This window comes from Klebsiella sp. AqSCr (assembly GCF_008452795.1).
GTDB lineage: Bacteria > Pseudomonadota > Gammaproteobacteria > Enterobacterales > Enterobacteriaceae > Klebsiella > Klebsiella pneumoniae.
Genome location: NZ_MJDM01000005.1, coordinates 1,907,241 through 1,933,275, shown reverse-complemented (window position 1 = coordinate 1,933,275; position 26,035 = coordinate 1,907,241). Strand labels below are relative to the sequence as shown.

Genomic DNA, 26,035 nt, shown 5'->3' with positions numbered 1-26,035 from the left:
GCCACTTCATCCCCATATCTCTGTCGAAAGTGCTATCTCTGATGGCCTCTTTATCCAGAGCAAAGCGGGGCGATAATGACCGATTCAGAATTAATGCAGCTAAGCGAGAAGATTGGCCGGGCGCTGAAGGCGCGTGGGGCGACGGTGACCACGGCGGAATCCTGTACCGGCGGCTGGATTGCGAAAGCGATCACCGATATTGCCGGCAGCTCGGCGTGGTTTGAACGCGGCTTTGTCACCTACAGCAACGAAGCTAAATCGCAAATGATCGGCGTCAGCGAAGCGACGCTGCGCGACAACGGCGCGGTAAGCGAACCGGTGGTGGTGGAGATGGCGATTGGCGCGCTGCGCGCGGCGCGTGCGGATTATGCCATCTCCGTTAGCGGCGTCGCCGGGCCGGATGGCGGCAGCGTCGAAAAGCCGGTCGGCACGGTATGGTTCGGCGTCGCCAGCGTGAGCGGGCAAGGGGTGACGCGGCGGGAATGCTTTGCCGGAGACCGCGAAGCGGTGCGTCGTCAGGCGACGGCCTATGCGCTAAATCTGCTCTGGCAACAATTTCTACAAAACACTTGATACTGTATGACCATACAGTATAATTGCCTCAACTGAACAAATATTAACGGCGAAGCGAACACGCTTTACCCTGCATGATTAGGAGTAACAATGGCGATCGACGAAAACAAACAGAAAGCGTTGGCGGCTGCACTGGGCCAGATCGAAAAGCAATTCGGTAAAGGCTCCATCATGCGCCTGGGTGAAGACCGCACCATGGATGTGGAAACCATCTCCACCGGCTCGCTTTCTCTGGATATCGCGCTGGGCGCCGGCGGTCTGCCAATGGGCCGTATCGTCGAGATCTACGGTCCGGAATCCTCCGGTAAAACCACCCTGACGCTGCAGGTTATCGCCGCAGCGCAGCGTGAAGGTAAAACCTGTGCGTTCATCGATGCTGAACATGCGCTGGATCCTGTCTATGCACGCAAACTGGGCGTCGATATCGACAACCTGCTGTGTTCTCAGCCGGACACCGGCGAGCAGGCGCTGGAGATCTGTGACGCGCTGGCGCGCTCTGGTGCGGTTGATGTTATCGTCGTCGACTCCGTCGCGGCGTTGACGCCGAAAGCGGAAATCGAAGGCGAAATCGGCGACTCTCACATGGGCCTTGCGGCGCGTATGATGAGCCAGGCGATGCGTAAGCTGGCGGGTAACCTGAAGCAGTCCAACACGCTGCTGATCTTTATCAACCAGATCCGTATGAAAATTGGCGTGATGTTCGGTAACCCGGAAACCACTACCGGTGGTAACGCGCTGAAGTTCTACGCCTCTGTGCGTCTGGACATTCGCCGCATCGGCGCGGTGAAAGAGGGCGACAACGTCGTCGGCAGCGAAACCCGCGTCAAAGTGGTGAAAAACAAGATCGCCGCGCCGTTTAAACAGGCCGAATTCCAGATCCTCTACGGCGAAGGCATCAACTTCTACGGCGAGCTGGTAGACCTCGGCGTGAAAGAGAAGCTGATTGAGAAAGCGGGTGCCTGGTATAGCTACAACGGCGACAAAATCGGTCAGGGTAAAGCGAACGCGATCACCTGGCTGAAAGAGAACCCGGCGGCGGCAAAAGAGATTGAGAAGAAAGTGCGCGAACTGCTGCTCAACAATCAGGATGCGAAGCCAGACTTCGTTGTTGACGGCAACGACGCAGAAGAAACCGAACAGGATTTCTGATATCGTCTGCAAGACTGACAGGGCTGCTTAGGCAGCCCTTTTGCTTTGTGAGATTATCGAGGTGCCTGTGACTGAACCTTCATCACGCCGCTCCGGCTACGCCCGCCTGCTGGACCGTGCTATCCGCATTCTGGCGATGCGCGACCACAGCGAGCAGGAGCTGCGACGCAAGCTGGTCGCTCCGGTGATGAGCAAAAACGGTCCTGAGGCGCTGGACGTCACCCCCGACGAGCTGGAGCAGGTTGTCGCCTGGTGTATCGAAAACCGCTACCTTGACGACAACCGCTTCGTCGGCCAGTTCATCGCCAGCCGGAGCCGCAAAGGCTATGGTCCGGCGCGCATTCGCCAGGAACTCAGTCAGAAAGGGATCGCGCGTCAGGCCGTAGAACAGGCGATGCGCGAATGCGATATCGACTGGGTGAGTCTTGCCAGGGAGCAGGCACAGCGTAAATACGGCGAACCGTTACCTTCCGCCTTTACTGAAAAAGTGAAAGTTCAGCGATTCCTGCTTTACCGCGGCTACCTGATGGAAGATATCCAGGAAATCTGGCGAAATTTTGCAGATTGACCCATCCGGGATTTTACTTCGCCGTAAAGAAAACTTATCTTATTCCCACTTTATTCCGTCGGGCCGCTGGTTGTGACTGTGCAGGCAGCGGCCTGGGCGATTATTCCTTTACACAAAATCATTCAAGCTGCATCAGGGCGGCAAGAGAGACTCTCTTTCGCAACGTACGTCAGTTCGGTGCCGGAAGAGCAAGCGCAGCCAGGACAGAGGCGACTTGAAGGATGACGTGTAGCTTGATTTCAGGATAATTATGAGCAAGAGCACCGCTGAGATCCGTCAGGCGTTTCTCGACTTTTTCCATAGCAAGGGACATCAGGTAGTTGCCAGCAGCTCCCTGGTGCCGCACAACGATCCGACCCTGCTGTTTACCAATGCAGGGATGAACCAGTTCAAGGATGTCTTCCTTGGTCTCGACAAACGTAATTATTCGCGTGCGACCACCGCACAGCGTTGCGTGCGTGCGGGTGGTAAACACAACGATCTGGAAAACGTCGGTTACACCGCGCGTCACCACACCTTCTTTGAAATGCTGGGCAACTTCAGCTTTGGCGATTACTTCAAGCAGGATGCCATCAAATACGCGTGGGAACTGCTGACCGGTGAGAACTGGTTCGCACTGCCGAAAGAAAAACTGTGGGTTACCGTTTACGAGACCGATGACGAAGCTTTCGACATCTGGGCCAATGAAGTAGGCGTTCCGCGCGAGCGTATTATCCGCATCGGCGACAACAAAGGCGCGCCGTTTGCTTCTGACAACTTCTGGCAGATGGGCGACACCGGTCCGTGCGGCCCGTGCACCGAAATCTTCTTTGACCACGGCGATCACATCTGGGGCGGCCCTCCGGGAAGCCCGGAAGAAGATGGCGACCGTTACATTGAGATTTGGAACATCGTCTTCATGCAGTTCAACCGTCAGGCTGACGGTACCATGGAGCCGCTGCCGAAGCCGTCCGTCGACACCGGTATGGGTCTGGAGCGTATTGCCGCGGTGCTGCAGCACGTTAACTCCAACTATGACATCGACCTGTTCCGCGATCTGATCGCCAGCGTGGCGAAAGTCACCGGCGCGACCGATCTGACGAACAAGTCGCTGCGCGTTATCGCCGACCACATTCGCTCCTGCGCCTTCCTGGTTGCCGACGGCGTGATCCCGTCGAATGAAAACCGCGGCTACGTGCTGCGTCGTATCATTCGCCGCGCGATCCGTCACGGCAACATGCTGGGCGCGAAGGACACCTTCTTCTGGAAACTGGTTGCCCCGCTGATCGATGTGATGGGCTCCGCCGGCGACGAGCTGAAGCAGCAGCAGGCTCAGGTTGAGCAGGTGCTGAAAACCGAAGAAGAGCAGTTTGCCCGCACCCTCGAGCGCGGCCTGGCGCTGCTGGATGAGGAGCTGTCGAAGCTGAAAGGCGACACCCTGGACGGCGAAACCGCCTTCCGTCTGTACGACACCTACGGCTTCCCGGTCGACCTGACCGCCGATGTGTGCCGCGAGCGCAACATCAAGGTTGATGAAGCTGGTTTTGAAGCCGCAATGGAAGAGCAGCGCCGCCGCGCGCGCGAGTCCAGCGGTTTCGGCGCCGACTATAATGCGATGATCCGCGTTGACGGCGCCTCTGAATTTAAAGGCTACGATCATCTGGAGCTGAACGGCAAGGTTACCGCCCTGTTTATCGACGGCAAAGCGGTGGATAGCGTTAGCGCTGGCCAGGAAGCGGTGGTGATCCTTGACCAGACCCCGTTCTATGCGGAGTCCGGCGGCCAGGTGGGCGATAAAGGCGAATTAAAAGGCGCGGGCTTCTCTTTCGCAGTCAGCGACACGCAGAAGTACGGCCAGGCTATTGGTCATATCGGTAAAGTCGCCAGCGGCACACTGAAAGTGGGTGACGCGGTGCAGGCCGACGTAGATGAGGCTCGCCGTCAGCGTATCCGTCTCAACCACTCCGCGACGCACCTGATGCACGCGGCGCTGCGCCAGGTGCTCGGCACCCATGTGGCGCAGAAAGGTTCGCTGGTCAATGATAAAGCGCTGCGCTTTGACTTCTCGCATTTTGAAGCGATGAAGCCGGAAGAAATTCGTGCGGTGGAAGACCTGGTCAACGCGCAGATCCGTCGTAACCTGGCTATCGAAACCAACATTATGGATATCGATGCCGCGCGCGCATCCGGCGCCATGGCGCTGTTTGGCGAGAAATACGACGATCGCGTGCGCGTTCTGCGGATGGGCGACTTCTCCACGGAGCTGTGCGGCGGGACTCACGCGGCGCGTACCGGCGATATCGGCCTGTTCCGCATCACGTCAGAGTCTGGCACCGCTGCTGGCGTGCGCCGTATCGAAGCGGTGACTGGCGAAGGCGCGATGGCCATCCTGCATGCGCAGAGCGATCAGCTTAATGATATCGCTCAGCTGCTGAAGGGTGACAGCCACAATCTCGGCGAGAAGGTTCGCGCCGCGCTGGAGCGTACCCGTCAGCTGGAAAAAGAGCTGCAGCAGCTGAAAGAGCAGGCTGCGGCGCAGGAGAGCGCAAACCTCTCCAGCAAAGCGGAAGAGATTAACGGCGTTAAGCTGCTGGTCAGCGAACTGACCGGCGTTGAGCCGAAAATGCTGCGTACCATGGTTGACGATCTGAAGAACCAACTCGGTTCGACGATCGTTGTATTAGCTACGGTAGCGGATGGTAAGGTTTCTCTGATTGCAGGTGTGTCTAAGGATGTGACAGACCGCGTGAAAGCAGGGGAGCTGGTTGGTATGGTCGCCCAGCAGGTGGGCGGTAAAGGGGGCGGTCGTCCGGATATGGCGCAGGCCGGTGGTACCGATGCGTCTGCTCTCCCTGCAGCGTTAGCCAGTGTGAAAGGCTGGGTCAGCGCAAAACTGTAATAACTATAAACGCATTTACCCTAAATAATTCGAGTTGCAGGAAGGCGGCGACGCAGCGAATCCCCAGGAGCTTACTCAAGTAAGTGACTGGGGTGAGCGAGGAAAGCCAACACGCATGCAACTTGAAGTATGAGGGGTATAGGTGCCATAACCAGAGGGTTATGGCACCTTGCGTCAGAAACACTGATAACGATAAAGTCGGGTTGAAATTGTGTATATCGGCTAAACTTAGGTTTAACAGAATGTGATGCCATGACTGCTTATACCCTAAGGTATTTGTCATCGCTTACTTTTTGGCGTTATATGATGGATAATGCCGGGATACGAGAGACCCGACTCTTTTAATCTTTCAAGGAGCAAAGAATGCTGATTCTGACTCGTCGAGTTGGTGAGACCCTCATGATTGGAGATGAGGTCACTGTGACAGTTTTAGGGGTGAAGGGTAACCAGGTTCGTATTGGCGTAAACGCCCCTAAAGAAGTGTCTGTTCACCGTGAAGAGATCTACCAGCGTATTCAGGCTGAAAAATCCCAGCAGTCCAGTTACTAAGGTTTCCGCGCCTCGCTGTGCAGTGAGGCGCATCACTTACCGCCGCTTTTTCCCTTTTTCTGTTTTTTCCCCCTGCGCCATAACGCTTTTCATTACCCTTTGCCGCTTTGGTCGTTTGGCGTTATGCCAGCGTCAGGGCTGATTTCCTGTTGATAAATTGCCCTTTTTGCCGTTTTTGCACGCGAATTGCGTGCGAAGTGTGCAAACGAAAAAAGGTCTCGAAAAAGTGTTTGACTTATAAGTACCAGAAAGTAATATGTGCGCCATCGCAGCGACGAAGAGCAGAAACAAGTTCTTCGAAGCACTCGAAAGAGGCGTGTGTGGTGAGGTGGCCGAGAGGCTGAAGGCGCTCCCCTGCTAAGGGAGTATGCGGTCAAAAGCTGCATCCGGGGTTCGAATCCCCGCCTCACCGCCATTTTGCATCCGTAGCTCAGCTGGATAGAGTACTCGGCTACGAACCGAGCGGTCGGAGGTTCGAATCCTCCCGGATGCACCATATTCTCCTTAATAACAGTGACGACGTTGTTTTATGGTCTGCGAAATCATCGCCAGCACCAGGGGGGATAACGTTGCGTAAGCAACGGCCCAAAGGGCGAGGCGTAGCCGAGTCATCCTCCCGGATGCACCATATTCTCCTCAGTAACAACGACGATGTTGTTGCGTAGGCTGCGAAATTATCGCAGCACCCGTTCTGAATGCATAATCTTCACTCTTCTCTCACCATCCCGATTACCTCGTTTTCCATCACTGGCTTCATCCTGACTTTTTTATTGGCAAGACGCGCTTTCCACTATAATTTATCCTTGTATATCAGCGTTATCAGGCTGAGATAAATGCAAGGAGAGAAATCCATGAAATGGTTCAAAGCAATACCTGCTTTTTGCGCGACGCTGCTGGTAACGACGGCCCTCGCTGGCTGTGCGGGATCGGCTACAAAGGAGAGTACGGGCGGCTATATTGACGATACCGTGGTGACCACCAAGGTGAAAACGGCGCTCTTTAACGATAAAGACATTAAGTCCTCAGAAATTAGCGTCCAGACCTTTAAAGGCCGCGTCCAGCTGAGCGGATTTGTCTCCTCCGCGGAGAGCGCTAAACGAGCCGTAGAAGTCACACGCCGAGTGCAGGGCGTGCGAATGGTCGAGAACGATCTGCGTATTAAATAAGGCTGGTTATCCGGCCTAATGTTTGGGGGCGCCTGAGGGCGCCTTTGTCGTCTGCGCCGCTGGCCGCGACAACGGCGGGCTTTTGCGTTACAGTAATCATTCCCAAACCGGTTGGTGAGAAGACAATGTACGAAGGTTACGCAGGACTGATCTTTGATATGGATGGCACCATTCTCGATACCGAGCCGACCCATCGGCAGGCATGGAACGAGGTGTTGGGCCGCTACGGTATGCGTTTCGACGAACAGGCGATGGTCGCGCTCAATGGCTCACCAACCTGGCGAATCGCCCAGGCGATTATCGAACTCAACCAGGCCGATCTCGATCCACATCGCCTGGCGCAGGAAAAAACCCAGGCCGTCAAAGCGATGCTGCTGGACAGCGTACGCCCGTTGCCGCTGATTGAGGTGGTTAAGGCATGGCACGGCCGTCGCCCGATGTCGGTGGGAACCGGCAGCGAGAGCGCCGTCGCCGAAGCGCTGCTGGCGCACCTGGGGCTGCGTCATTACTTCTCCGCGGTGGTGGCGGCCGATCATGTGGTCAACCATAAACCCGCGCCCGATACCTTCCTGCTGTGCGCCGAGCGCATGGGCGTCGCGCCGGAAAAATGCGTCGTCTTCGAAGATGCCGACTTTGGTCTGCAGGCGGCGAAGCGCGCGGGAATGGACGCAGTTGACGTGCGTTTGCTGTGAGCGACGCGCTGTCACTCACCTCGCTGTTTGCCAGTAGCTTTTTAAGCGCCACGCTGCTCCCCGGCAATTCGGAGGTTGTGCTGGTGGCTATGCTACTTGCGGGGGTCAGTCATCCGTGGTGGTTAGTATTAATAGCAACAATCGGCAATAGCCTTGGAGGGGTAACTAACGTTATTCTGGGGCGCTTGTTTCCGCTGCGCAAAACCTCGCGCTGGCAGGAGCGGGCGGCCGGCTGGCTTAAGCGCTACGGCGCGGTCACGCTCTTACTGAGCTGGGCGCCGGTTGTCGGCGATTTACTGTGTTTGCTGGCGGGATGGATGCGCATTTCCTGGGGACCGGTACTCTTTTTCTTATGCCTTGGTAAGGCGCTGCGCTATATCGCTATTGCGGCAGCGACGCTTCAGGGCATGACGTGGTGGCACTAATTGGACTGACAGTTCATCCATTACAATTATGCTTATTCAAACGATTTCGACAGGCGGGAGGTCAAATTGATCCCGGACGTATCACAGGCGCTGGCCTGGCTGGAAAAACATCCGCAGGCTCTGCAGGGTATTCAACGTGGTCTGGAGCGGGAAACGCTGCGCGTGAACGCAGACGGCACCCTTGCAACGACCGGTCACCCTCCGGCGTTAGGCTCAGCGCTAACGCATAAATGGATTACCACCGATTTTGCCGAAGCTTTACTTGAGTTCATTACGCCAGTAGATGGCGATATTGAGCATATGCTGACCTTTATGCGCGATGTCCATCGCTATACCGCGCGTCAGCTTGGCGACGAGCGGATGTGGCCGCTGAGTATGCCATGCTATATCGCCCCCGGTCAGGATATTGAGCTGGCGCAGTACGGCACCTCTAACGTGGGGCGCCTGAAAACGCTATATCGCGAGGGGCTGAAGAACCGCTATGGCGCGCTGATGCAGACTATCTCCGGCGTGCACTATAACTTCTCCCTACCGATGGCCTTCTGGCAGGCAAAATGTGGTGTGGAGGATGCCGAGAGTGGTAAAGAGGCCATTTCGGCGGGCTATTTCCGCTCAATTCGTAACTACTATCGCTTTGGCTGGGTGATCCCCTATCTGTTTGGCGCCTCGCCGGCGATTTGCTCCTCATTCCTGCAAGGCAAACCGACAACGCTGCCCTTTGAGGAAACGGGCAACGGCATGTATTACCTGCCGTATGCCACCTCGCTGCGCCTCAGCGACCTTGGTTATACCAATAAGTCGCAAAGCAATCTCGGAATTACGTTTAACGATCTGCACGAGTATGTGGCAGGATTGAAGCGGGCGATTAAAACGCCGTCGGAAGAGTACGCCAAAATCGGGCTGCAGAAAGACGGCAAGTATCTGCAGATCAACAGCAACATTCTGCAGATTGAAAATGAACTTTATGCGCCGATCCGCCCGAAACGCGTCACCCGTCGGGGCGAAACCCCGTCCGATGCGCTGTTGCGCGGTGGTATTGAGTATATCGAAGTGCGTTCGCTGGATATCAATCCGTTCTCGCCGATCGGCGTTGACGCCCAGCAGGTGCGTTTCCTCGACCTGTTTATGGTCTGGTGCGCGCTGGCCGACGCGCCGGAGATGAGCAGCGATGAGCTGCTGTGCACCCGCACCAACTGGAATCGGGTGATTCTGGAAGGGCGTAAGCCGGGCTTAACGCTGGGGATTGGCTGCGAAAGCGCGCAGTTCCCGCTGGCTCAGGTGGGCAAAGATCTGTTCCGCGATTTACGCCGCGTGGCGCAGACCCTGGACAGTATCCACGGTGGCCAGGCATATCAGCAGGTCTGCGACGAGCTGCTGGCCTGCTTTGACGATCCGGAATTAACCTTCTCAGCCCGCATTCTGCGTTCTATGATTGAAGAAGGCATTGGCGGTACCGGCCGTGCGCTTGCCGATCGTTACCGGACGCAGCTGCGCGAAGAGCCGCTGGAGATCCTGAGCGAAGACGATTTTATCGCCGAGCGCGACGAGTCGGTGGCGCGACAGAAGAAAGTGGAAGCTGAAGACAGCGAGCCGTTTGAGGCGCTGCTGGCGCGGCACGCGTAGCGCTGGAAAAGAAAAAGGCCACATCACTGTGGCCAAACTTTCATCTCTGATTCAGGGATGATGATGATAATAAATGCGCGTCTTTCATATACTGAGACTCGCGGCTGAACAAAGAGTTCATTTTATTTTAAAAAAATTCACTCCTGGAGGTGACGAATGCCGTTGTTAGATAGTTTCACAGTCGACCATACCCGAATGGAAGCCCCAGCGGTGCGTGTCGCGAAGAAAATGAACACGCCGCATGGCGATGAAATCACCGTTTTCGATCTGCGCTTCTGCGTACCGAACCAGGAAGTGATGCCGGAACGCGGTATCCACACCCTGGAGCATCTGTTCGCGGGCTTTATGCGCGATCATCTGAACGGGAATGGCGTGGAAATTATCGACATTTCGCCAATGGGCTGCCGCACCGGCTTCTATATGAGCCTGATTGGTACGCCGGACGAGCAGCGCGTCGCTGACGCCTGGAAAGCGGCGATGGCCGATGTGCTTAAGGTGAAAGATCAGAACCAGATCCCGGAGCTCAACGTCTACCAGTGCGGGACTTACACCATGCACTCGCTGGAAGAGGCCCAGGACATCGCTCGTCATATCATTGAGCGCGATGTGCGCATCAACAGCAACGACGAACTGGCGTTGCCGAAAGAAAAACTGCAGGAACTGCACATCTAGTGCTTCCGCCACGGCCCGACGCCTGTCGCCGGGCCGCTCTTCTGACGCCGCGATGACGACGACGCTTTCCTTCTCCTTTCAGCACCGCCCTTTGGTGCCCTTTGCCCATGATTATGCCCACGGTGACCAGGAAGACTGGCATCAGCATGACTGCGCCCAGCTGCTGCATATACTAAGCGGCGTGGTGCGGGTCGCGACGCCGGTAGGCTACTGGGTGGTGCCGCCCGGGCGCGGCGTCTGGCTGCCGGCGGGAACGCCGCACGCGCTACGCATGACCGGCAACGTGGCGGCGCGCACCCTGTTTATCGATCCGCTGGCGCGCGCCGATCTTCCGGCGGGCTGCCAGATCGTACAGATCACGCCGCTGCTGCGGGAACTGATCGTGTCATCCCTGGCGCTGGCGGAACGCTATGCCCCCGCCAGCCGCGACGAAAGAATTTATGAACTGATCCTCGATGAGATCCGCGGGATGGCGATCCTGCCGTTTGGCCTGCCGGAGCCGCAAAGCGAAACGCTGCGTCGGCTGTGCCAGCAGGTACGCGAGGCGCCGGGCGAGGCCTGGAGCAGCGGCCAGGCGGCGAAGGCGTGCAGCATGAGCGAGCGAACCCTAAACCGCCATTTTCAGCAGCAGACTAGCCTGACGTGGAGCGAGTGGGTGCGCCGGGCGAAGCTAATGGAAGCGCTGGTGCGCCTGGCGCAGGGCCACTCCGTGCTGCGGGTGGCGCTGGAGCTGGGCTACGGTAGCCACAGCGCCTTCAGCGCCATGTTTCGTCGGGTGATGGGCGTCGCCCCCAGCGACTATTTTCGTCCCCCGGCCTGATCGGCGGCGCTGAGCGCATTGCACAGCGCCTGCAGCGAGGCGCGCGCCACGTCATTATCGATACCCACGCCCCAGTAGCTTTCTCCTTGCGGAAAAACGCAGCGGATATAGGCCACCGACCGGCTGTCGCTGCGCGCGCCGAGGGTATGCTCATGATAGTCCTTGATCATAAACGGCTGCCGAAACAGCGCGCTGAGCCCGCTGGCTGCGGCGGAGAGCAGGCCGTTGCCCTGGCCCTGCAGGCGTCGGGTTTCGCCGTGGTGACGCAGCGTTGCCTGCAGGGAAAGCTGGCCATCCTGCTGGCTGGCGCTCTGATAATCGAGCAGCGTCAGCGCCGGTTGCGCCTGCAGCCCGTAGCGCGTGCGGAACAGCTGCCACAGCGCATGGTGGGTCATCTCTTTGCCGTCGCTATCGGTGGCCTGCTGAACGTGCTGGCTGAAGTCCTGCTGCAGCCCGCGGGGCAGTTTCAGACCATGATTTTGTTCGATAAGCCAGGCGCTGCCGCTCTTCCCCGACTGGCTGTTGACGCGGATCACCGCCTCATAGCTGCAGCCAATATCCTGCGGGTCAATGGGCAGGTAGGGCATCTGCCACGGATCGCCAGGCTGACGGGCATCAAACCCTTTTTTGATCGCATCCTGATGGGAGCCGGAGAAGGCGGTGTAAGCCAGACTTCCCGCCCACGGGTGGCGCGGGTGAACGGGGATCTGGTTGCAGTTTTCCACCACCTCCACCACCCGGTTCATCTGCTCGAAGCGAAGCTCAGGGTCGATGCCCTGGCTGTAGAGGTTCATCGCCAAAGTCACCAGACAGACGTTGCCGGTGCGTTCGCCGTTGCCAAACAGGCAGCCTTCTACCCGATCGGCGCCGGCCATCACCGCCAGCTCGGCGCTGGCGACGCCGGTGCCGCGATCGTTATGCGGGTGTACGCTGATGCAGACCTCGCCGCGGCGGGAGAAGTGGCGGCAAAAATACTCGATCTGATCGGCATAGACGTTGGGGGTGTTGACTTCCACCGTCGCCGGCAGATTGACGATCATCGGTCGCTCGGCGCAGGGCTGCCAGACATCCGCCACCGCTTCGCAAATCTCAAGCGCAAACTCGGGCTCGGTGAAGCAGAAGGTTTCAGGCGAATATTCATATTGCCAGCGGGTCTCCGGCTGCTGTTCGCACTGCTGACGGATAAGCCGGGTGGCGCGGGTCGCGAGGGCGATCACCTCGGCCTTGTCCATGCCGAAAACCAGCTCGCGGAACAGCGGCGCGGTGGCATTGTAGAGGTGGACGGTAGCCCGGCGGGCGCCGCGCAGCGCCTCAAAGGTGCGCAGGATCAGCGGGTCTCGCGCCTGGGTCAGCACCTGGATGGTGACATCCTCCGGGATGCGCTGTTCGTCAATCAGCTGGCGGACAAAGTTGAAATCGGTTTGTGAGGCGGAAGGGAAGGCGACTTCAATCTCTTTAAAGCCGCACTCCAGCAGCAGATCCCAGAACTGCAGTTTGCGGGCGCTGTCCATGGGCTCCGCCAGCGCCTGGTTGCCGTCGCGCAGGTCAGTCGACAGCCAGCGCGGGGCGTGACTGATTTGCCGGTCTGGCCAGCGGCGGTCAGGCAGGGCGATCGGCGGATAGGGACGGTACTTTTCAGCAGGATGGCTCAGCATAGTGTTCTCCTTAATGGTCAGCCTTTATCCTGCCCGAGCGCAGGGTGACGGGCTTTCGCAAACGAGACAGAAACTAGCGAGAACTGGACAACCTGACGCCGTAAAAAAGGGACCCGGAGGTCCCTTTATGTGAGGCTTAGTGCGCGCCGCCGCCGCCTCCGCCGGCGCTGAACGGTGGTCTGGCGAACCACACCAGCCCCAACAGCAGGATGAAAATAGCCGCAGAAATCCAGAAGATTTCGTTGGCGGAGATAATGAGCCCCTGGTTGGTTATCTGCTGCGCTATCCAGCCGGACGCCTGCTGCTGCGTCATTCCCATGCCCTGCAGCTGATCGTATATCTGCTGCGCGTTGGGGTTAAAGGGGGTCACCGATTCGGTGAGCTGCGCATGATGCAGCGCCTCGCGGTTGGTCCACAGGGTGGTGGTGATCGAGGTCCCGATGGAGCCGGCAAGGGTACGGGTGAAGTTCGACAGGCTCGACGCCGCCGCCAGCCGCTCCGGCGGCAGGCCGGAGAGGGTGATGGTGGTCAACGGCATGAAGAAGCAGGCCACCGCGAAGCCCTGGATAAACTGTGGCCACGCCGAGGCGCCAAAGTCCATCCCCGGTTCGAAGGTCCAGGCGCGCCAGTAGAAGCAGACCGCGTACATAATAAAGCTGAAGGTGACCAGCCGCCGCATGTCGAGCTTATGCGCGAAGCGGCCGATAATCGGCGACAGAATGACCGGGATCACCCCCACCGGCGCCGACGCCAGGCCGGCCCAGGTCGCGGTGTAGCCGTATACCTCCTGCAACAGCTGCGGCAGCAGTACGATGGCGCCGAAGTAGAGCATATAGGCCAGACTGATACAGAGGCAGCCGATGGTGAAGTTGCGCGACTTAAATAGCGACAGATCGACAATCGGGTTATCGTCGGTTAGCTCCCAGACGATCAGGAAGCTTATCGCCACCACCGCCACGATGGTCAGAATGATAATCTCATTGGAGGAGAACCAGTCCAGCTCTTTACCCCGGTCCAGCATCACCTGCAGGCTACCGATACCGATGATCAGCAGCGCCAGACCGACGCCGTCGATCCGCCGCTGTTCGGTTTTGGTTTCCCGGTTGCGCAGGGTCTGCAGGGTCATCAGCACCACCGCCACGCCAATGGGCACGTTGATAAAGAAGATCCAGCCCCAGTGATAGTTATCGCTGATATAGCCGCCGAGGATCGGACCGCAGATGGGTGCGACAATCACCGTCATCGACCACAGCGCCAGAGCGATAGAGCGCTTCGCCGGGGGATAGTTGCTGAGCAGCAGACTTTGCGACAGCGGGATCAGCGGTCCGGCGACGATCCCCTGAATGACGCGGAAGAAAATCAGCATCGTCAGGCTGTTGGAGACGCCGCAGGCCCAGGAGGCAATGGCGAAGGCGGTGGTTGACCACAGGAACAGCTTCACCTCGCCGACGCGCTTGGCCAGCCAGCCGGTGATCGGGATGGAGATGGCGTTAGCGACCCCGAACGAGGTGATGACCCAGGTCCCCTGGCTCAGCGACGAGCCAAGGTTGCCGGCAATGGTCGGGATCGCCACGTTGGCGATAGTGGAATCCAGCACCTGCATGAACGTCGCGAGCGACAGCGCAATGGTCATAATGACCAGCTGCGCGCCTTCCAGCGGTTTTTGCTGTTGCATTACACTCACCCCGAATTATCCGGCGTTGGCCTGAATGATCTCGTCTATCAGCTTATTAACCGGATCGAGAGCGATTTCACGGGCATTGCTCTCGTAAACCGGGGAGCTCCGCACCTGGCTGGCCAGCATTTCACCATCGCGATCGGTGGTGTTGACTTCCACCAGCGTCGAGAGGCCGATGCGCAGCGGGTGTTCCGCTAGTTGTTTTTCATCCAGCTCGATACGAACCGGCAGACGCTGTACCACTTTGATCCAGTTGCCGGTGGCATTCTGCGCCGGCAGCAGAGAGAAGGCGCTGCCGGTGCCCATATCCAGACCGACCACTTTACCGGTGTATTTCACGTCATCGCCATAGATATCGCTGATCACGGTGGCCGGCTGGCCGATACGCATATGCGCCAGCTGAGTCTCTTTAAAGTTAGCATCGATCCACAGGTTGGTCGCCGGGACCACCGCCATCAGCGGCGTGGTGGTGCCGATCTGCGCGCCAGGCTGTACCGAGCGACGGGAAACGTAGCCGCTAATCGGGCTGACGATCTGCGTACGCTGCAGGGCCAGCCAGGCGTTACGCACTTCAGTGGCCGCCTGGAGCACCGCCGGCTGCTGTTCCAGCCTGGTGCCCAGCACGATCGCCTGGTTGGCGTTGTACTGCTGGATTGCCACGTCGAGTTCGGCCTGTGCGCTGGCGACGGTATCGCGGGCGTGCTGCAGCTCTTCGCGGCCAATGAGATTCGCGGCGCCCAGCGGGATGCGGCGGTTCAGGTCAGCCTGCGCCTGGGCGAGGGCGGTTTTTTTGACGTCGATATTTGCCTGCAGCTGCTTGCTGTTGATCATCTGCTGGCGGGTCTGACGCACGCTGGCGGCCAGTTGGGTCTTAGCCTTTTCAAACGCCTGTTGGGCATCGGTCCGATCGAGCGTGACCAGCGGATCGCCTTTCTGCACGTAGTCCGTGTTGTCAGCCCAGACTTTGGTCACGCTGCCCGCGACCTGAGCCATAATTTGTACCTGATTCCCTGCCACGTAGGCATCGTCGGTCTCTTCGTAGTGACGCAGTACCAGAAACCAGTAAATCCCATATGCCACGGCAATAATAATGAAGAGCAATGTCAGCAACAGAAGGGCGCCTTTACGCTTTCCTTTTTTGCTGCCTGGTTGCTGCGGGGTTTGGCTCTCCGCATTTGCACTCATGTTATTCTCCACGATCTTATTATTTCACATCGGCTGAGCCGACCTGTTTATCAGAAAGGCCAGCAGAGATCTGCTGGCCTGGCTGTTTTCCTTGCAACGTAAAAATGGGCTGAGCGACGCCGCCCTTAGCGTAGAGAGTCCGCTAGCACGCCTTCTTCTTCCATCTGATCAAGGCGGCTCAGGAGTTTACGGGTGATGTGTTCGAGCTGATCTTTTTCGCTGGTGCTAAGTGAAGACCACAGCTGATGCAGGCAGTTATGCTGCGGCGGCAGGACTTCACGCAAAAACTGATGGCCCTTTTCGGTCAGTTGCAGATGCAAACAGCGACGATCGTTATCGCTCTCGCGGCGCTCAATCCAGCCGCGTTTTTCCAGTTCATCAGCGATACGGGTGGCGTTGGTACGTGACGAGCCCAGCGCACAGCTCAGCTCGGACGGCTGGATGCTGTGGTTTTCCTGTGACTCCAGCGTAATCAGCGCCATAAATAATGTCTCGTTAATTCCCTGCGCTTTGAGCATTTTATTGCGATTTTCCAGCAGCTTACCTTGCATATGCATGCAAAGACGAGTTAACAGGATCTCCTGAAACGGGAAATCTTCATGGCGGCTGGCGCGGAACTTGAGCATTTGCTCAATGGGAGTAAACGAACTATCCATTTGGGTATGACCTCATTAATTACAGCCGATATAATAACTATTGTGACAAATAAATCAAATGAATTATTGACCAAAATTGATACGTAAAGCTTAGAGCCCGTTGGTGATTTTCCATGCCAGACCATAGGCAAACGCCGACAGCAGGGTCGGGACAATGATGCTGCGGGTTTTCCAGAAGGCGGCCCCCAGCACCAGGAAGCCGGTCAGCGTCGGCGCCAGGCGATGGGCATCGGCGAGGATCTCCGGCACGCTGGAGACCACCAACAGCGCGCAAATCGAGGCGATGCCAATGGTATCCAGCAGCACGCTGACCGGGCCGCGGCGGGCAGGACGGGCGTGGCCGGCGCGCAAACGCAGAGGAAGATAGCGAAAGAGATAGTTGACGCCGCCGACTATCACCCCGAGCAGAAGGACTTCACTGTTCATCCGGCATCCCCTTGAGCATGGCCTGAAGCAGCGCCGTCAGACACCCGCAGACAATTCCGGCGAGGATCGCCGCCGGAATGGAAAATAACAGAATGCCGCCCAGCGCGCCCGCCAGCGCCGCCGTGACGCAGAGTGACTGCTGACGCTGGAAAGAGGCCAGCAGGAAGCTCATAAACAGCGCCGGCAGCATAAAGCCGAGGGCGGCTTCCACCGCCGGATAATCCACCAGCAGGCCGTTGCCGGACCAGGCGCCGGCCAGCGTGCCGCACACCCACGATGCCCACGAGGTAAAAGCGAGACCGAGCATCCAGTTTTCGCTCCAGCGGCGGTTATCGCGAACCAGCCTGGCGGTAGCGGCGGCGAAAACCTCATCGGTGAGGCCGAAGGCCCAGAGGGCGGTTTTCTTTTTATCCAGCGCTGAGCGAATGCGGCTGCGCAATGAGGGGCCATACAGCACGTGGCGGACATCCATCGCCATTACCGTCAGGGCGGCGACCCACAGCGAACTGCCGGCGGCCAACATGGCGGTGATCACAAACTGGCTGGCGCCGGCGTAAATAATGCAGGAGAAGAACAGGCTTTCCAGCGGGGTGAAGCCCAGCCGGGTGGCATTGAGTCCGAAGGCGAATGCCACCGGAAGGTAGCTGATGACGATGGGGAGACTGTCTTTGACGCCTTCGCCGACGGTGGCGACGCGTTCAGGTAAGGCACAGGTTAAGGGCGCGGGGTTTTCCATATGAATAACTTATCGCTGGATCCATGTGAAGATGGCAATTTGACCGATGTCTCCACCTTAACAGAGCGCGATGCGCCTTAACACTATGGAAATTCCTGGAATCGCGTTTCTATGACCTGGCCACGAGAAAGGGGGCAAGGGGGCCGGATAAGGCGCTGGGCCTTATCCGTGAGCGGGTTTACTGCTGCGCGGCGAGGGCGGTTTTCACCCAGCTGTCGAACAGCGGCTGGTGGGCTTTGATCCAGCCATCAACGTGGCCGTTAATGTCGGCTTCGGAAGCATGGCCTTCGTGCATCATCGCATTCTCGGCGTTGATGTCGGCGATCGGCAGCTTCATGACGCTAAACAGAGTGGCGGCGGCCGGATTTTTCTCCGCCCAGGCTTTGTTAGCGACGATGTGCATGGTGTTCACCGGGAAGCCATAGTTGGCGCCGTTGGCCAGTTTGGTGTCGATGTTTTTCTGCTCGCCCGGCAGGGAGGAGAACGGCACCTGCAGCCAGACGACGTCCTTGCCAGGCTTCAGCACGTCGCTAACCCAGTACGGCGTCCAGGTATAGTAGAGCACCGGTTTACCTTCTTTATACCGGGCAATGGTGTCGGCCATCATCGCCGCGTAGTTGCCCTGGTTATGGGTGACGGTTTTGCTCAGGCCATAGGCGTCAATCTGATGGTTAATCACTGCTTCGCAGCCCCATCCTGGGGTACAGCCGGTGAGATCCGCTTTACCGTCATTGTTGGTATCAAACAGTTTGGCGATCTGCGGATCTTTGAGCTGATCGATGGAGGTGATGTGGTACTGCTCAGCGGTTTTTTTGTCGATTAAATAGCCCTGGGCGGCGCCTGAGACGTACACTCCTTTGCGATAGAATTTGTTATCACCGCCCGCCGCGGCGTACATGTCATCGTGCAGCGGTTGCCAGTTGGTGGCGATAAAGGTGGTATCTCCGGCGGCAATCGACGTATAGGCAACGTTATAGTCCACTTCGCTGGGTTTCTCGACGGTGTAGCCCAGCTTCTCCAGCGCGCGACTGACCAGCAGGGTCTGGAAGCTCTCTTCGGAGATAGTGCTCTGAGCGGGCTTCACCGTAATCCCTTTACCCGGCAGGTCGGCGGCGAAGGCGCTGGTGGCGAGCAGGGTGGCAAAGGCGGCGGTGGCCAACATCGTACTATGTCGCATGGTGGTTCCTCTTATTGTTTAACGGGAAGGGCCGCTCCCGGGCATCGGCTGGTGTCGGGGAGCGGCGCTGTTATCGACTTATCGACAGAAAGGGCGAGTGATAAGCCCCAGCGGGCCGGTGGTGTACCAGCGGCGGTTGCCGCGACTGCGGGCGTCGCGACCGACGGCCTGGGTGAGGCGGTCAAGAATAATCGCCAGGATCACGATCCCCACCCCGCCGACGGTCGCCAGGCCCATATCCAGGCGACCGATACCGCGCAGCACCATCTGGCCGAGGCCGCCGACGGCGATCATCGAGGCGATCACTACCATCGACAGGGCCAGCATCAGGGTCTGGTTAACCCCGGCCATAATGGTGGGCATGGCCAGCGGCAGCTGCACCTTAAACAACAGCTGGCGCGGGCTGGCGCCAAATGAGCGCGACGCTTCGATCAGATCCGCAGGCACCTGGTTTATCCCGAGGATGGTCAGACGGACGATCGGCGGCAGGGCGAAGATAATCGTCACCACCACGCCCGGTACGTTGCCGATGCCGAACAGCATCACGATCGGCACCAGATAGACGAACGCCGGCGTGGTCTGCATGGCATCTAATAGCGGGCGGATGATTTTCGCCGCCCGCGGGCTGCGCGCTAGCCAGATCCCCAGCGGCAAGCCGATAACCATGCAGAACAGCAGGGCGGTGAGGACCAGCGCCAGAGTGACCATGGCTTGAGACCACGCGCCGATGGCGCCGATGGCAATCAGCGATACCAGAGTGGCGACCCCCATGCCGAGGCTGGAGATCTGCCAGGCGATTAGCGCGAAGACGATAATCGCCACCGGCGCCGGCATCCCCAACAGCAGCTGCTGGAAGGCGCTGAGGATGTAGTCGATCGGCACGCGGATCCCCTGGAACAGCGGACGGAAGTGCAGCACGATCCAGTCGATGGCGTGGGTCACCCAGCTGTCGAGCGGGATCAGGGTCTTATGGAACGGATCCATGATATTGAACTGTTCCGGCTGCGGCGCAGGGGCGCTGTGCAGCCAGTCGGCGCCGCCGCCATTAGCCGGCGCGGCAGTAGAGGCGCCACCCCAGGCGTCGGCAGCCTGCGCGGCGCTGTCGGTTGACGGGGCGCTGCCCCACGGGTTGGTCTGATCAGCCATGATTCACCCCCTCGCGATCTAAAGCCTGGAGCAACATCCTTTTGGAAATGATGCCAATATATTGTTGTTCTTCATCCACTACCGGCACGGCGCACGGAGCGTGGCCGACGTGGGAGAGCAGATCGCTGAGCGGGGTTTGCGCTTCCACCGCCAGCGGGGCGTCAATCAGCGCCGCCTCGATCCCCTGCCCGGCGCTGAGGGCTGTTTTCAGAGAATCAATCGAGACAATCCCGACAAAGCGATTACCGCGCTCTATGACATAGCCATATTCCCGGTCTTCATCCTGTAATAATTTCAGCGCCGAACGGGGGCCAAAACCAGGCGTTTTACGAATCAGGCCAACCGGGCTGCGGCGGGCAATATCTTTCGCGCTGAATACCTGGCTAATATCCACGCCGCGGAAGAAGGTGCGCACATAATCATTGGCCGGATTATTTAATATTTCATCCGGAGTGCCGACCTGGACCACTTCGCCATTTTGCATAATGGCGATACGATCGCCAATTCGCATGGCTTCATCAAGGTCATGGGAAATAAAGACGATAGTGCGTTGATGCTTCGCCTGTAATTTGATGAGCTCATCCTGCATTTCGGTACGAATGAGCGGATCGAGCGCAGAGAAGGCTTCATCCATTAACAGAATATCGGGATTAATCGCCAGGGCGCGAGCTAAACCGACGCGCTGGCGCATGCCGCCGGAGAGTTCATCCGGCCAGGCGTGGGCATAATTCTCCAGCCCCACCTGACGCAGCGCCTCCCGGGCTTTTTGCTCTCGTTCGGCGGCGGGAACGCCGGCAAGCGCCATGCCAAACGCCGTGTTGTCGAGCACGCTCATGTGCGGCATCAGCGCAAAGGACTGAAAAACCATCGCAATTTTCTTGCGACGCACCTCGCGCAGCTCGGCATCCGACATTTTGGCGATATCGACCCCGTCAATCAGCACCTGGCCGCGGGTGGGTTCAATCAGGCGATTGAGAAGGCGAACCATGGTGGATTTCCCCGAGCCGGAGAGCCCCATGATGACGAATATCTCGCCTTCTTCAATGGCCAGACTGGCGTCTTTGACGCCAAGCGACAGCCCCGTTTTTTCCAGTATTTGCGCTTTGTTGAGTCCTTTCTCAATATATTTGAAAGCACGGTGTGGATGCTCGCCAAATATCTTATAAAGATTTTTGATTTCTAATTTAATTGCCATGCAATAGAGAAGTTCCTGTTATTTGTTTATTGCGATATGATACCCGATGGTGATTATGATCTTTTTACACCCTAACATACTCAGATTCTGTGACAACCCTCAATGGCAAACTCTCGGCAAAATCAGATGGGGGCAACTGTGGCTAAGCCCCCGTGATATAAGGGCTGGGCGGTAATTTGTTGTTGGTAATATTTTTTGATTATCTTTGGATAATTCGACTGAAATGGACCGGTTTTCTGCTAAATATGACGAAGTGATGACGGTTAGGTCATGGAGAGAATATTTGGTGGATTAAACGCTATTTTGTGAAATTAATCACCAGGAATCCGCCTGCGATATTCCTGGTGAAAGTACGGTTAAAAGTCCCAATCGTCGTCGGCGGTCTCTTCCATTTTTCCTATCACGTAGGAGGAGCCGGAACCGGAGAAAAAGTCATGGTTTTCGTCGGCGTTGGGCGACAGCGCTGCGAGGATTGCCGGATTGACCGCCGCCATCTCCGCCGGGAACAGCGCCTCGTAGCCGAGGTTCATCAGCGCTTTGTTGGCGTTGTAGCACAGGAAAGCGCTGACGTCGTCGAACCAGCCGCTCTCGCCGTACAACTCCCGGCTGTAGGCCAGTTCGTTGTCGTAAAGATCCATCAGCAGATCGAGGGCGAAATTTTTCAATTCTTCGCGCTTGCCGGGGCTGACGATCTCCAGTCCTTTCTGGTACTTGTAGCCGATGTAATAGCCATGCACCGCTTCATCGCGAATGATCAGGCGGATCAGATCCGCAGTGTTGGTCAGCTTTCCCCGGCTGGAGAAGTACATCGGCAGCCAGAAGCCGGAGTAGAAGAGAAAGGATTCGAGGAACACGCTGGCGATTTTTTTCTTCAGCGGCTCGTCGGCCTGATAGTAACCCAGCATCAGCTGCGCCTTGCGCTGCAGGGGATCGCAGCTTTCGCTCCAGGCGAAGGCGGCATCCACTTCCTTGCTGTGGCACAGCGTGGAAAAGATGGAGCTGTAAGAGCGGGCATGAACCGCCTCCATAAAGCTGATGTTCGACAGCACCGCCTCCTCATGCGGGGTTAAGGCGTCCGCCATTAGCGCCGGGGCGCCGACGGTGTTCTGAATGGTGTCAAGCAGGGTCAATCCGGTAAAGACGCGAATGGTCAACTGCTGCTCCGCCGCGCTGAGGGTTTGCCAGGCGGGAATGTCGTTCGACAGCGGCACTTTCTCCGGCAGCCAGAAGTTGCTGGTGAGACGGTTCCAGACCTCAAGATCTTTATCGTCATCAATGCGGTTCCAGTTGATTGCGCTGACGCGCGTTAAATGGGTCATCCTGTTCTCCTTACAGCGCGCAGGACACGCAGCCTTCAATTTCAGTGCCTTCCAGCGCCAGCTGGCGCAGACGGATGTAGTAGAGCGTCTTGATGCCTTTCTTCCAGGCGTAAATTTGCGCCTTGTTGATATCGCGGGTGGTGGCGGTATCGGGGAAGAACAGGGTCAGCGACAGCCCCTGGTCGACGTGGCGCGTCGCCTCGGCGTAAGTGTCAATGATCTTCTCCGGCCCTATCTCATACGCATCCTGGTAGAGGGCCAGATTGTCGTTATTCATAAATGGCGCGGGGTAGTACACCCGTCCGGTTTTCCCCTCTTTGCGGATCTCAATCTTCGAGACGATCGGATGAATGCTGGAGGTGGCATGGTTGATGTACGAGATCGAGCCGGTGGGCGGCACCGCCTGCAGATAGCGATTGTAGATGCCATAGCGCATGACATCGTCGCGCAGCTGGCGCCAGCTTTCCCGGTCGGGCAGAGAGATGCCGGCGCGGGCGAACAGCGTGCGCACCCGTTCGGTTTTCGGCTGCCACTCCTCCTGCAGATATTTGTCGAAGTACGCCCCGCTGGCGTAGCGCGACTGCTCGAAGCCGGCGAAGCGCTGGCCGCGCTCGCGGGCCAGCTGCATCGAGGTGTGCAGCGCGTGCCAGGTCACGGTGTAGAAGTAGATATTGGTGAAGTCCAGCCCCTCCGGGCTGCCGTAGGCAATGCCCTCCCGCGCCAGGTAACCGTGCAGATTCATCTGCCCCAGGCCGATGGCGTGGGAGGCCGCGTTGCCGGCCGCCACCGAGGGAACCGACTGAATGTGGCTCATGTCGGACACGGCGGTCAGGGCGCGCACCGCGGTGGCGATTGTGCGGCCGAAATCCGGCGAGTCCATGGTATGGGCGATGTTCAGCGAGCCGAGGTTGCAGGAGATATCTTCCCCGATATGGGCATAGCTGAGGTCTTCATTATAGGCGGACGGCGTACTGACCTGCAGGATCTCCGAACACAGATTGCTCATGGTGACCCGCCCGGCCACCGGACTGGCGCGGTTCACGGTGTCTTCAAACATGATGTACGGGTAGCCGGATTCAAACTGGATCTCCGCCAGGCGCTGGAACAGGTCGCGGGCGCGGATCCAGCGCTTGCGGACCCGCTCGTCGGCCACCAGCTGCGGATAGAGGTCGCCGATGGCGCAATCGGCGAAAGGTTTGCCGTACAGCCGTTCGACGTCATAAGGCGAGAACAGGGCCATCTGCGCATCTTCTTTCGCCAGCTGGAAGGTGATATCAGGGATCACCACCCCCAGCGACAAGGTTTTGATGCGGATTTTCTCATCGGCATTTTCACGCCGGGTATCAAGAAAGCGTAAAATATCGGGATGGTGAACATGCAGCCAGACCGCACCCGCCCCCTGGCGGGCGCCGAGCTGATTGGCATAGGAGAAGGCGTCCTCCAGCATCTTCATCACCGGCACCACCCCAGAAGACTGGTTTTCGATGCGCTTGATCGGCGCCCCGGCCTCGCGCAGGTTGGAGAGTAAAAAGGCCACCCCGCCGCCGCGCTTCGACAGCTGTAGCGCCGAGTTCACCGCCCGGCCGATGGACTCCATATTATCCTCAATACGCAGCAGGAAGCAGGAGATCAGCTCCCCGCGCTGCTGTTTGCCAGCGTTAAGGAAGGTCGGTGTGGCGGGCTGAAAGCGGCCGCTGAGTATCTCCTCCGTCAGCTGCCGCGCCTGCTGTTCATCGCCCCGGGCCAGCGTCAGGGCCACCATCACGCTGCGTTCGGCGAAATCCTCGAGGTAGTGCTTGCCGTCAAAGGTCTTCAGCGCATAGCTGGTATAGAACTTCCAGGCGCCGAGGAAGGTCTGAAAGCGAAACGGAGCGCGCCGGGCATGGGCGAACAACGCCAGCACAAACCCGCGGTCATAGCCGGCCAGCACCTGCGGATCGTAATAGCCCTCGCTGACGAGCCAGCTGAGCTTATCCTCCGGGCTGGGGAAGGTGAGGGCGTTGGGCTGAACCTGGGTCGCCATAAAGGCCTCAACCGCCTGGCGATCTTTCTCAAACGGGATGCGGCCCTCGCTGTCGTACAAATTCAGCATCGCGTTGAGGGCGTGAAAATCCACGGCGGCGGTTATACGTTCTGCGGTTGTCGTTGCCAAAATTCGCTGACTCCTTTACGCACGGTGTTGATATCGTCGGGGGTTCCCATCAGCTCGAAGCGGTAGAGATAGGGCACGGCGCATTTTTGCGCGATGACATCTCCGGCACGCCCCCAGCCGTCGCCAAAGTTGCGATTGCCGGCGGCAATCACTCCGCGGATCAGCTGGCGGTTATGCACTTCGTTTAAAAAGCGGATCGCCTGACGCGGTACCGCGCCGGCGGTGCCGCCGCCGCCATAGCTGGGAACGATGAGAATATAGGGCTCGTCTACCCGCAGATGTTCACGCTCGTTCAGCGGGATGCGCACCGCCGGCAGCCCCAGGCGCTGCACAAAGCGATGGGTATTCTCCGAACGGCTGGAGAAGTAGACGATGAGGCTCATGCGCTGGCCGCCGTAAAGGAGGGGCGCAGGCGATTGATCATATCCGGGCGGAAGCCGCTCCAGCGCAGCTCACCGGCGATCACCACCGGCAGCTGGCGAAATCCCTGCTCGCGCAGGGTGTCGGCGGCATCCGGCTGCTGGTCGACGTTGACCATTTCAAAGGCCAGTCCCCGGCTCTCCATGGCTCGCCGGGTGGCATGGCACTGCACGCAGTCATTTCGAGTGTAAATAATAATGCGCATGATTCGTATTTCCATTTAAGATAACAGCACGGCGCTAAACATAGCGTCGAACGTAGTGGGCCATTCGATAAGGAAATACTAGATGTAGTTATTTAAAACTTCAACCACTCAATATATAGCGTTTTTGGCAAGCGAGTCCCCCGCCGGGATAGATCGGCGGAGGAGGGGGGAGGCTGTGCGGAACTACAGGCGCATGGCCACGGCGAGGCGGTTAAAGGCGTTCATCAGACTGACGGCGAAGGTCAGATCGCTTATCTGACGCGGGGTAAAATGTTCGCGCAGCGGCTGGTAAACCTCATCTTCCGCATGGCTGGCGGCAATGTCGGTGACCGACTCGGCCCAAGCCAGCGCCGCGCGTTCGGCCGGAGTAAAGTGGGCGCTTACCCGCCAGCCCGCAAGGGCATCCAGTTTGCTTTGCGCCATGCCGCCTTTGCGCAGCGCCTGGCTATGCTTCTCAAGACAGAAGGCGCAGCCGTTGATCTGCGAGACGCGTAAATAAACCAGCTCTACCAGGGCGTTGCCCAGCTCGCTTTTCTCCAGCGCGATGCTGGCCTGTACCAGCCCTTTATAGACTTCCGGGCTCAGTTCACTGAATGGCTGACGTAATTGGTTCATGGTGTTCTCCTCTCTAAGACGGCAGCCAAAATAGCACTATAATGGACTGCAAAAGATAGCCATATTGTGATGAAAAAAGCAGACCATAATGGAAGCGATTAACCTCCCGCTTTATCAGCGTATCGCCCGCCAGTTGAAATCGGCGATTGAACGTGGCGAACTGACCCCGGGCAGCCGTTTGCCCGCCAGCCGGGTGTACGCTCAGGAGCAGGGCGTCTCCCGGGCGACCATCGAAAACGCCTGGGGAGAGCTGGTCGCCCAGGGATGGCTCGAGCGGCGTGGGCAGGCGGGGACCTTTGTCAGCGAGCGGCTCAGCCCGCGCCAGCTGGCGCCGGTACCGCCCGTGCAACACGCC

Annotated in this window: 26 protein-coding genes and 2 tRNA genes; 14 read left to right on the top strand and 14 right to left on the bottom strand. The window is 58.3% G+C overall.

What is annotated here, in order from left to right:
• Positions 1-75: 75 nt before the first annotated feature.
• From pncC to BHE81_RS13310, 13 genes are all read left to right on the top strand, one after another.
• A complete protein-coding gene (gene pncC, locus BHE81_RS13375) occupies positions 76-573 on the top strand; it encodes a nicotinamide-nucleotide amidase (protein ID WP_002914771.1) in 498 nt (165 codons plus the stop codon).
• 90 nt (positions 574-663) lie between these two features.
• On the top strand, positions 664-1,722 hold the full coding sequence (recA, locus tag BHE81_RS13370) for a recombinase RecA (RefSeq protein ID WP_002914769.1): 1,059 nt from the start codon (positions 664-666) through the stop codon (positions 1,720-1,722).
• A gap of 67 nt (positions 1,723-1,789) precedes the next feature.
• Entirely contained in the window at positions 1,790-2,290 is a 501-nt protein-coding gene (recX, locus tag BHE81_RS13365; protein ID WP_023301547.1) for a recombination regulator RecX, read from the top strand.
• 250 nt (positions 2,291-2,540) lie between these two features.
• Complete coding sequence (alaS, locus tag BHE81_RS13360) at positions 2,541-5,168, top strand: alanine--tRNA ligase (protein WP_002914765.1); 2,628 nt, start codon at positions 2,541-2,543, stop codon at positions 5,166-5,168.
• Between the two features lie 363 nt (positions 5,169-5,531).
• Positions 5,532-5,717 carry a carbon storage regulator CsrA gene (gene csrA, locus BHE81_RS13350; protein ID WP_000906486.1) on the top strand — a complete coding sequence of 62 codons (186 nt, stop codon included), beginning with the start codon at positions 5,532-5,534 and terminating at the stop codon, positions 5,715-5,717.
• 322 nt (positions 5,718-6,039) lie between these two features.
• Positions 6,040-6,132, top strand: a tRNA-Ser gene (locus tag BHE81_RS13345).
• Between the two features lie 4 nt (positions 6,133-6,136).
• Positions 6,137-6,213, top strand: a tRNA-Arg gene (locus BHE81_RS13340).
• 355 nt (positions 6,214-6,568) lie between these two features.
• A complete protein-coding gene (locus tag BHE81_RS13335) occupies positions 6,569-6,883 on the top strand; it encodes a BON domain-containing protein (protein WP_002914359.1) in 315 nt (104 codons plus the stop codon).
• A 125-nt stretch (positions 6,884-7,008) separates the two neighbouring features.
• Positions 7,009-7,575, top strand: coding sequence for a fructose-1-phosphate/6-phosphogluconate phosphatase (gene yqaB / locus BHE81_RS13330; RefSeq protein ID WP_004174701.1), 567 nt, complete (start codon positions 7,009-7,011; stop codon positions 7,573-7,575).
• Positions 7,572-8,000, top strand: coding sequence for a YqaA family protein (locus tag BHE81_RS13325; protein ID WP_002914355.1), 429 nt, complete (start codon positions 7,572-7,574; stop codon positions 7,998-8,000). The genes yqaB and BHE81_RS13325 overlap by 4 nt, the downstream gene beginning before the upstream one ends.
• A 66-nt stretch (positions 8,001-8,066) precedes the next feature.
• A complete protein-coding gene (gshA, locus tag BHE81_RS13320; protein ID WP_023285481.1) occupies positions 8,067-9,623 on the top strand; it encodes a glutamate--cysteine ligase in 1,557 nt (518 codons plus the stop codon).
• 156 nt (positions 9,624-9,779) lie between these two features.
• Positions 9,780-10,295: an S-ribosylhomocysteine lyase gene (gene luxS, locus BHE81_RS13315; RefSeq protein ID WP_002914351.1), complete on the top strand. Its 516-nt coding sequence runs from the start codon at positions 9,780-9,782 to the stop codon at positions 10,293-10,295.
• A 52-nt stretch (positions 10,296-10,347) separates the two neighbouring features.
• On the top strand, positions 10,348-11,115 hold the full coding sequence (locus BHE81_RS13310) for an AraC family transcriptional regulator (RefSeq protein ID WP_004149452.1): 768 nt from the start codon (positions 10,348-10,350) through the stop codon (positions 11,113-11,115).
• Here BHE81_RS13310 and leuA read toward each other — a convergent pair.
• The 14 genes from leuA to BHE81_RS13240 form a co-directional block, all read right to left on the bottom strand.
• Positions 11,094-12,770 (bottom strand): 2-isopropylmalate synthase, encoded by a 1,677-nt coding sequence (leuA, locus tag BHE81_RS13305; protein WP_004185353.1) that lies wholly within the window; start codon positions 12,768-12,770, stop codon positions 11,094-11,096. The two genes, BHE81_RS13310 and leuA, sit on opposite strands and share 22 nt — an antisense overlap.
• 136 nt (positions 12,771-12,906) lie before the next feature.
• Positions 12,907-14,445, bottom strand: a complete 1,539-nt coding sequence (gene emrB / locus BHE81_RS13300; protein WP_002914342.1) for a multidrug efflux MFS transporter permease subunit EmrB — start codon at positions 14,443-14,445, stop codon at positions 12,907-12,909.
• Positions 14,446-14,460: 15 nt separating this feature from the next.
• A complete protein-coding gene (emrA, locus tag BHE81_RS13295) occupies positions 14,461-15,633 on the bottom strand; it encodes a multidrug efflux MFS transporter periplasmic adaptor subunit EmrA (RefSeq protein ID WP_002914339.1) in 1,173 nt (390 codons plus the stop codon).
• A gap of 125 nt (positions 15,634-15,758) precedes the next feature.
• A complete protein-coding gene (gene mprA / locus BHE81_RS13290) occupies positions 15,759-16,289 on the bottom strand; it encodes a transcriptional repressor MprA (protein ID WP_002914337.1) in 531 nt (176 codons plus the stop codon).
• 90 nt (positions 16,290-16,379) lie between these two features.
• Positions 16,380-16,715, bottom strand: a complete 336-nt coding sequence (gene ygaH / locus BHE81_RS13285) for an L-valine transporter subunit YgaH (RefSeq protein WP_004174712.1) — start codon at positions 16,713-16,715, stop codon at positions 16,380-16,382.
• Positions 16,705-17,451, bottom strand: coding sequence for an AzlC family ABC transporter permease (locus BHE81_RS13280; protein ID WP_002914333.1), 747 nt, complete (start codon positions 17,449-17,451; stop codon positions 16,705-16,707). The genes ygaH and BHE81_RS13280 overlap by 11 nt, the downstream gene beginning before the upstream one ends.
• Before the next feature lie 178 nt (positions 17,452-17,629).
• Positions 17,630-18,628, bottom strand: a complete 999-nt coding sequence (proX, locus tag BHE81_RS13275) for a glycine betaine/L-proline ABC transporter substrate-binding protein ProX (protein WP_002914330.1) — start codon at positions 18,626-18,628, stop codon at positions 17,630-17,632.
• Between the two features lie 78 nt (positions 18,629-18,706).
• A complete protein-coding gene (proW, locus tag BHE81_RS13270) occupies positions 18,707-19,774 on the bottom strand; it encodes a glycine betaine/L-proline ABC transporter permease ProW (protein ID WP_004174727.1) in 1,068 nt (355 codons plus the stop codon).
• Positions 19,767-20,969 carry a glycine betaine/L-proline ABC transporter ATP-binding protein ProV gene (gene proV / locus BHE81_RS13265; protein WP_002914328.1) on the bottom strand — a complete coding sequence of 401 codons (1,203 nt, stop codon included), beginning with the start codon at positions 20,967-20,969 and terminating at the stop codon, positions 19,767-19,769. Before proV ends, proW begins: the two co-directional genes overlap by 8 nt.
• Positions 20,970-21,325: 356 nt before the next feature.
• Complete coding sequence (gene nrdF, locus BHE81_RS13260) at positions 21,326-22,288, bottom strand: class 1b ribonucleoside-diphosphate reductase subunit beta (protein ID WP_002914327.1); 963 nt, start codon at positions 22,286-22,288, stop codon at positions 21,326-21,328.
• A gap of 10 nt (positions 22,289-22,298) precedes the next feature.
• Positions 22,299-24,440: a class 1b ribonucleoside-diphosphate reductase subunit alpha gene (gene nrdE / locus BHE81_RS13255; RefSeq protein WP_032428382.1), complete on the bottom strand. Its 2,142-nt coding sequence runs from the start codon at positions 24,438-24,440 to the stop codon at positions 22,299-22,301.
• Complete coding sequence (gene nrdI, locus BHE81_RS13250) at positions 24,413-24,823, bottom strand: class Ib ribonucleoside-diphosphate reductase assembly flavoprotein NrdI (protein ID WP_110246658.1); 411 nt, start codon at positions 24,821-24,823, stop codon at positions 24,413-24,415. The genes nrdE and nrdI overlap by 28 nt, the downstream gene beginning before the upstream one ends.
• Entirely contained in the window at positions 24,820-25,065 is a 246-nt protein-coding gene (nrdH, locus tag BHE81_RS13245; RefSeq protein ID WP_002914320.1) for a glutaredoxin-like protein NrdH, read from the bottom strand. The genes nrdI and nrdH overlap by 4 nt, the downstream gene beginning before the upstream one ends.
• 183 nt (positions 25,066-25,248) lie before the next feature.
• The gene (locus BHE81_RS13240) at positions 25,249-25,680 is read right to left on the bottom strand and encodes a carboxymuconolactone decarboxylase family protein (RefSeq protein ID WP_004151037.1); all 432 of its coding nucleotides are present in this window, start codon (positions 25,678-25,680) and stop codon (positions 25,249-25,251) included.
• A gap of 88 nt (positions 25,681-25,768) precedes the next feature.
• On the opposite strand from BHE81_RS13240, the gene BHE81_RS28750 reads away from it, so the two are divergent.
• Positions 25,769-26,035, top strand: a 267-nt coding sequence (locus tag BHE81_RS28750) for a GntR family transcriptional regulator (protein WP_228268714.1), incomplete at its 3' end; no start/stop codon positions are given.

Bases quoted from the DNA above. Each gene is read 5' to 3' on its own strand.
- pncC (WP_002914771.1), top strand. From the start codon at position 76: ATGACCGATTCAGAATTAATGCAGCTAAGCGAGAAGATTGGCCGGGCG.
- recA (WP_002914769.1), top strand. From the start codon at position 664: ATGGCGATCGACGAAAACAAACAGAAAGCGTTGGCGGCTGCACTGGGC.
- alaS (WP_002914765.1), top strand. From the start codon at position 2,541: ATGAGCAAGAGCACCGCTGAGATCCGTCAGGCGTTTCTCGACTTTTTC.
- csrA (WP_000906486.1), top strand. From the start codon at position 5,532: ATGCTGATTCTGACTCGTCGAGTTGGTGAGACCCTCATGATTGGAGAT.
- BHE81_RS13335 (WP_002914359.1), top strand. From the start codon at position 6,569: ATGAAATGGTTCAAAGCAATACCTGCTTTTTGCGCGACGCTGCTGGTA.
- yqaB (WP_004174701.1), top strand. From the start codon at position 7,009: ATGTACGAAGGTTACGCAGGACTGATCTTTGATATGGATGGCACCATT.
- luxS (WP_002914351.1), top strand. From the start codon at position 9,780: ATGCCGTTGTTAGATAGTTTCACAGTCGACCATACCCGAATGGAAGCC.
- BHE81_RS13310 (WP_004149452.1), top strand. From the start codon at position 10,348: ATGACGACGACGCTTTCCTTCTCCTTTCAGCACCGCCCTTTGGTGCCC.
- leuA (WP_004185353.1), bottom strand. From the start codon at position 12,770: ATGCTGAGCCATCCTGCTGAAAAGTACCGTCCCTATCCGCCGATCGCC.
- emrB (WP_002914342.1), bottom strand. From the start codon at position 14,445: ATGCAACAGCAAAAACCGCTGGAAGGCGCGCAGCTGGTCATTATGACC.
- emrA (WP_002914339.1), bottom strand. From the start codon at position 15,633: ATGAGTGCAAATGCGGAGAGCCAAACCCCGCAGCAACCAGGCAGCAAA.
- mprA (WP_002914337.1), bottom strand. From the start codon at position 16,289: ATGGATAGTTCGTTTACTCCCATTGAGCAAATGCTCAAGTTCCGCGCC.
- ygaH (WP_004174712.1), bottom strand. From the start codon at position 16,715: ATGAACAGTGAAGTCCTTCTGCTCGGGGTGATAGTCGGCGGCGTCAAC.
- BHE81_RS13280 (WP_002914333.1), bottom strand. From the start codon at position 17,451: ATGGAAAACCCCGCGCCCTTAACCTGTGCCTTACCTGAACGCGTCGCC.
- proX (WP_002914330.1), bottom strand. From the start codon at position 18,628: ATGCGACATAGTACGATGTTGGCCACCGCCGCCTTTGCCACCCTGCTC.
- proW (WP_004174727.1), bottom strand. From the start codon at position 19,774: ATGGCTGATCAGACCAACCCGTGGGGCAGCGCCCCGTCAACCGACAGC.
- proV (WP_002914328.1), bottom strand. From the start codon at position 20,969: ATGGCAATTAAATTAGAAATCAAAAATCTTTATAAGATATTTGGCGAG.
- nrdF (WP_002914327.1), bottom strand. From the start codon at position 22,288: ATGACCCATTTAACGCGCGTCAGCGCAATCAACTGGAACCGCATTGAT.
- nrdI (WP_110246658.1), bottom strand. From the start codon at position 24,823: ATGAGCCTCATCGTCTACTTCTCCAGCCGTTCGGAGAATACCCATCGC.
- nrdH (WP_002914320.1), bottom strand. From the start codon at position 25,065: ATGCGCATTATTATTTACACTCGAAATGACTGCGTGCAGTGCCATGCC.
- BHE81_RS13240 (WP_004151037.1), bottom strand. From the start codon at position 25,680: ATGAACCAATTACGTCAGCCATTCAGTGAACTGAGCCCGGAAGTCTAT.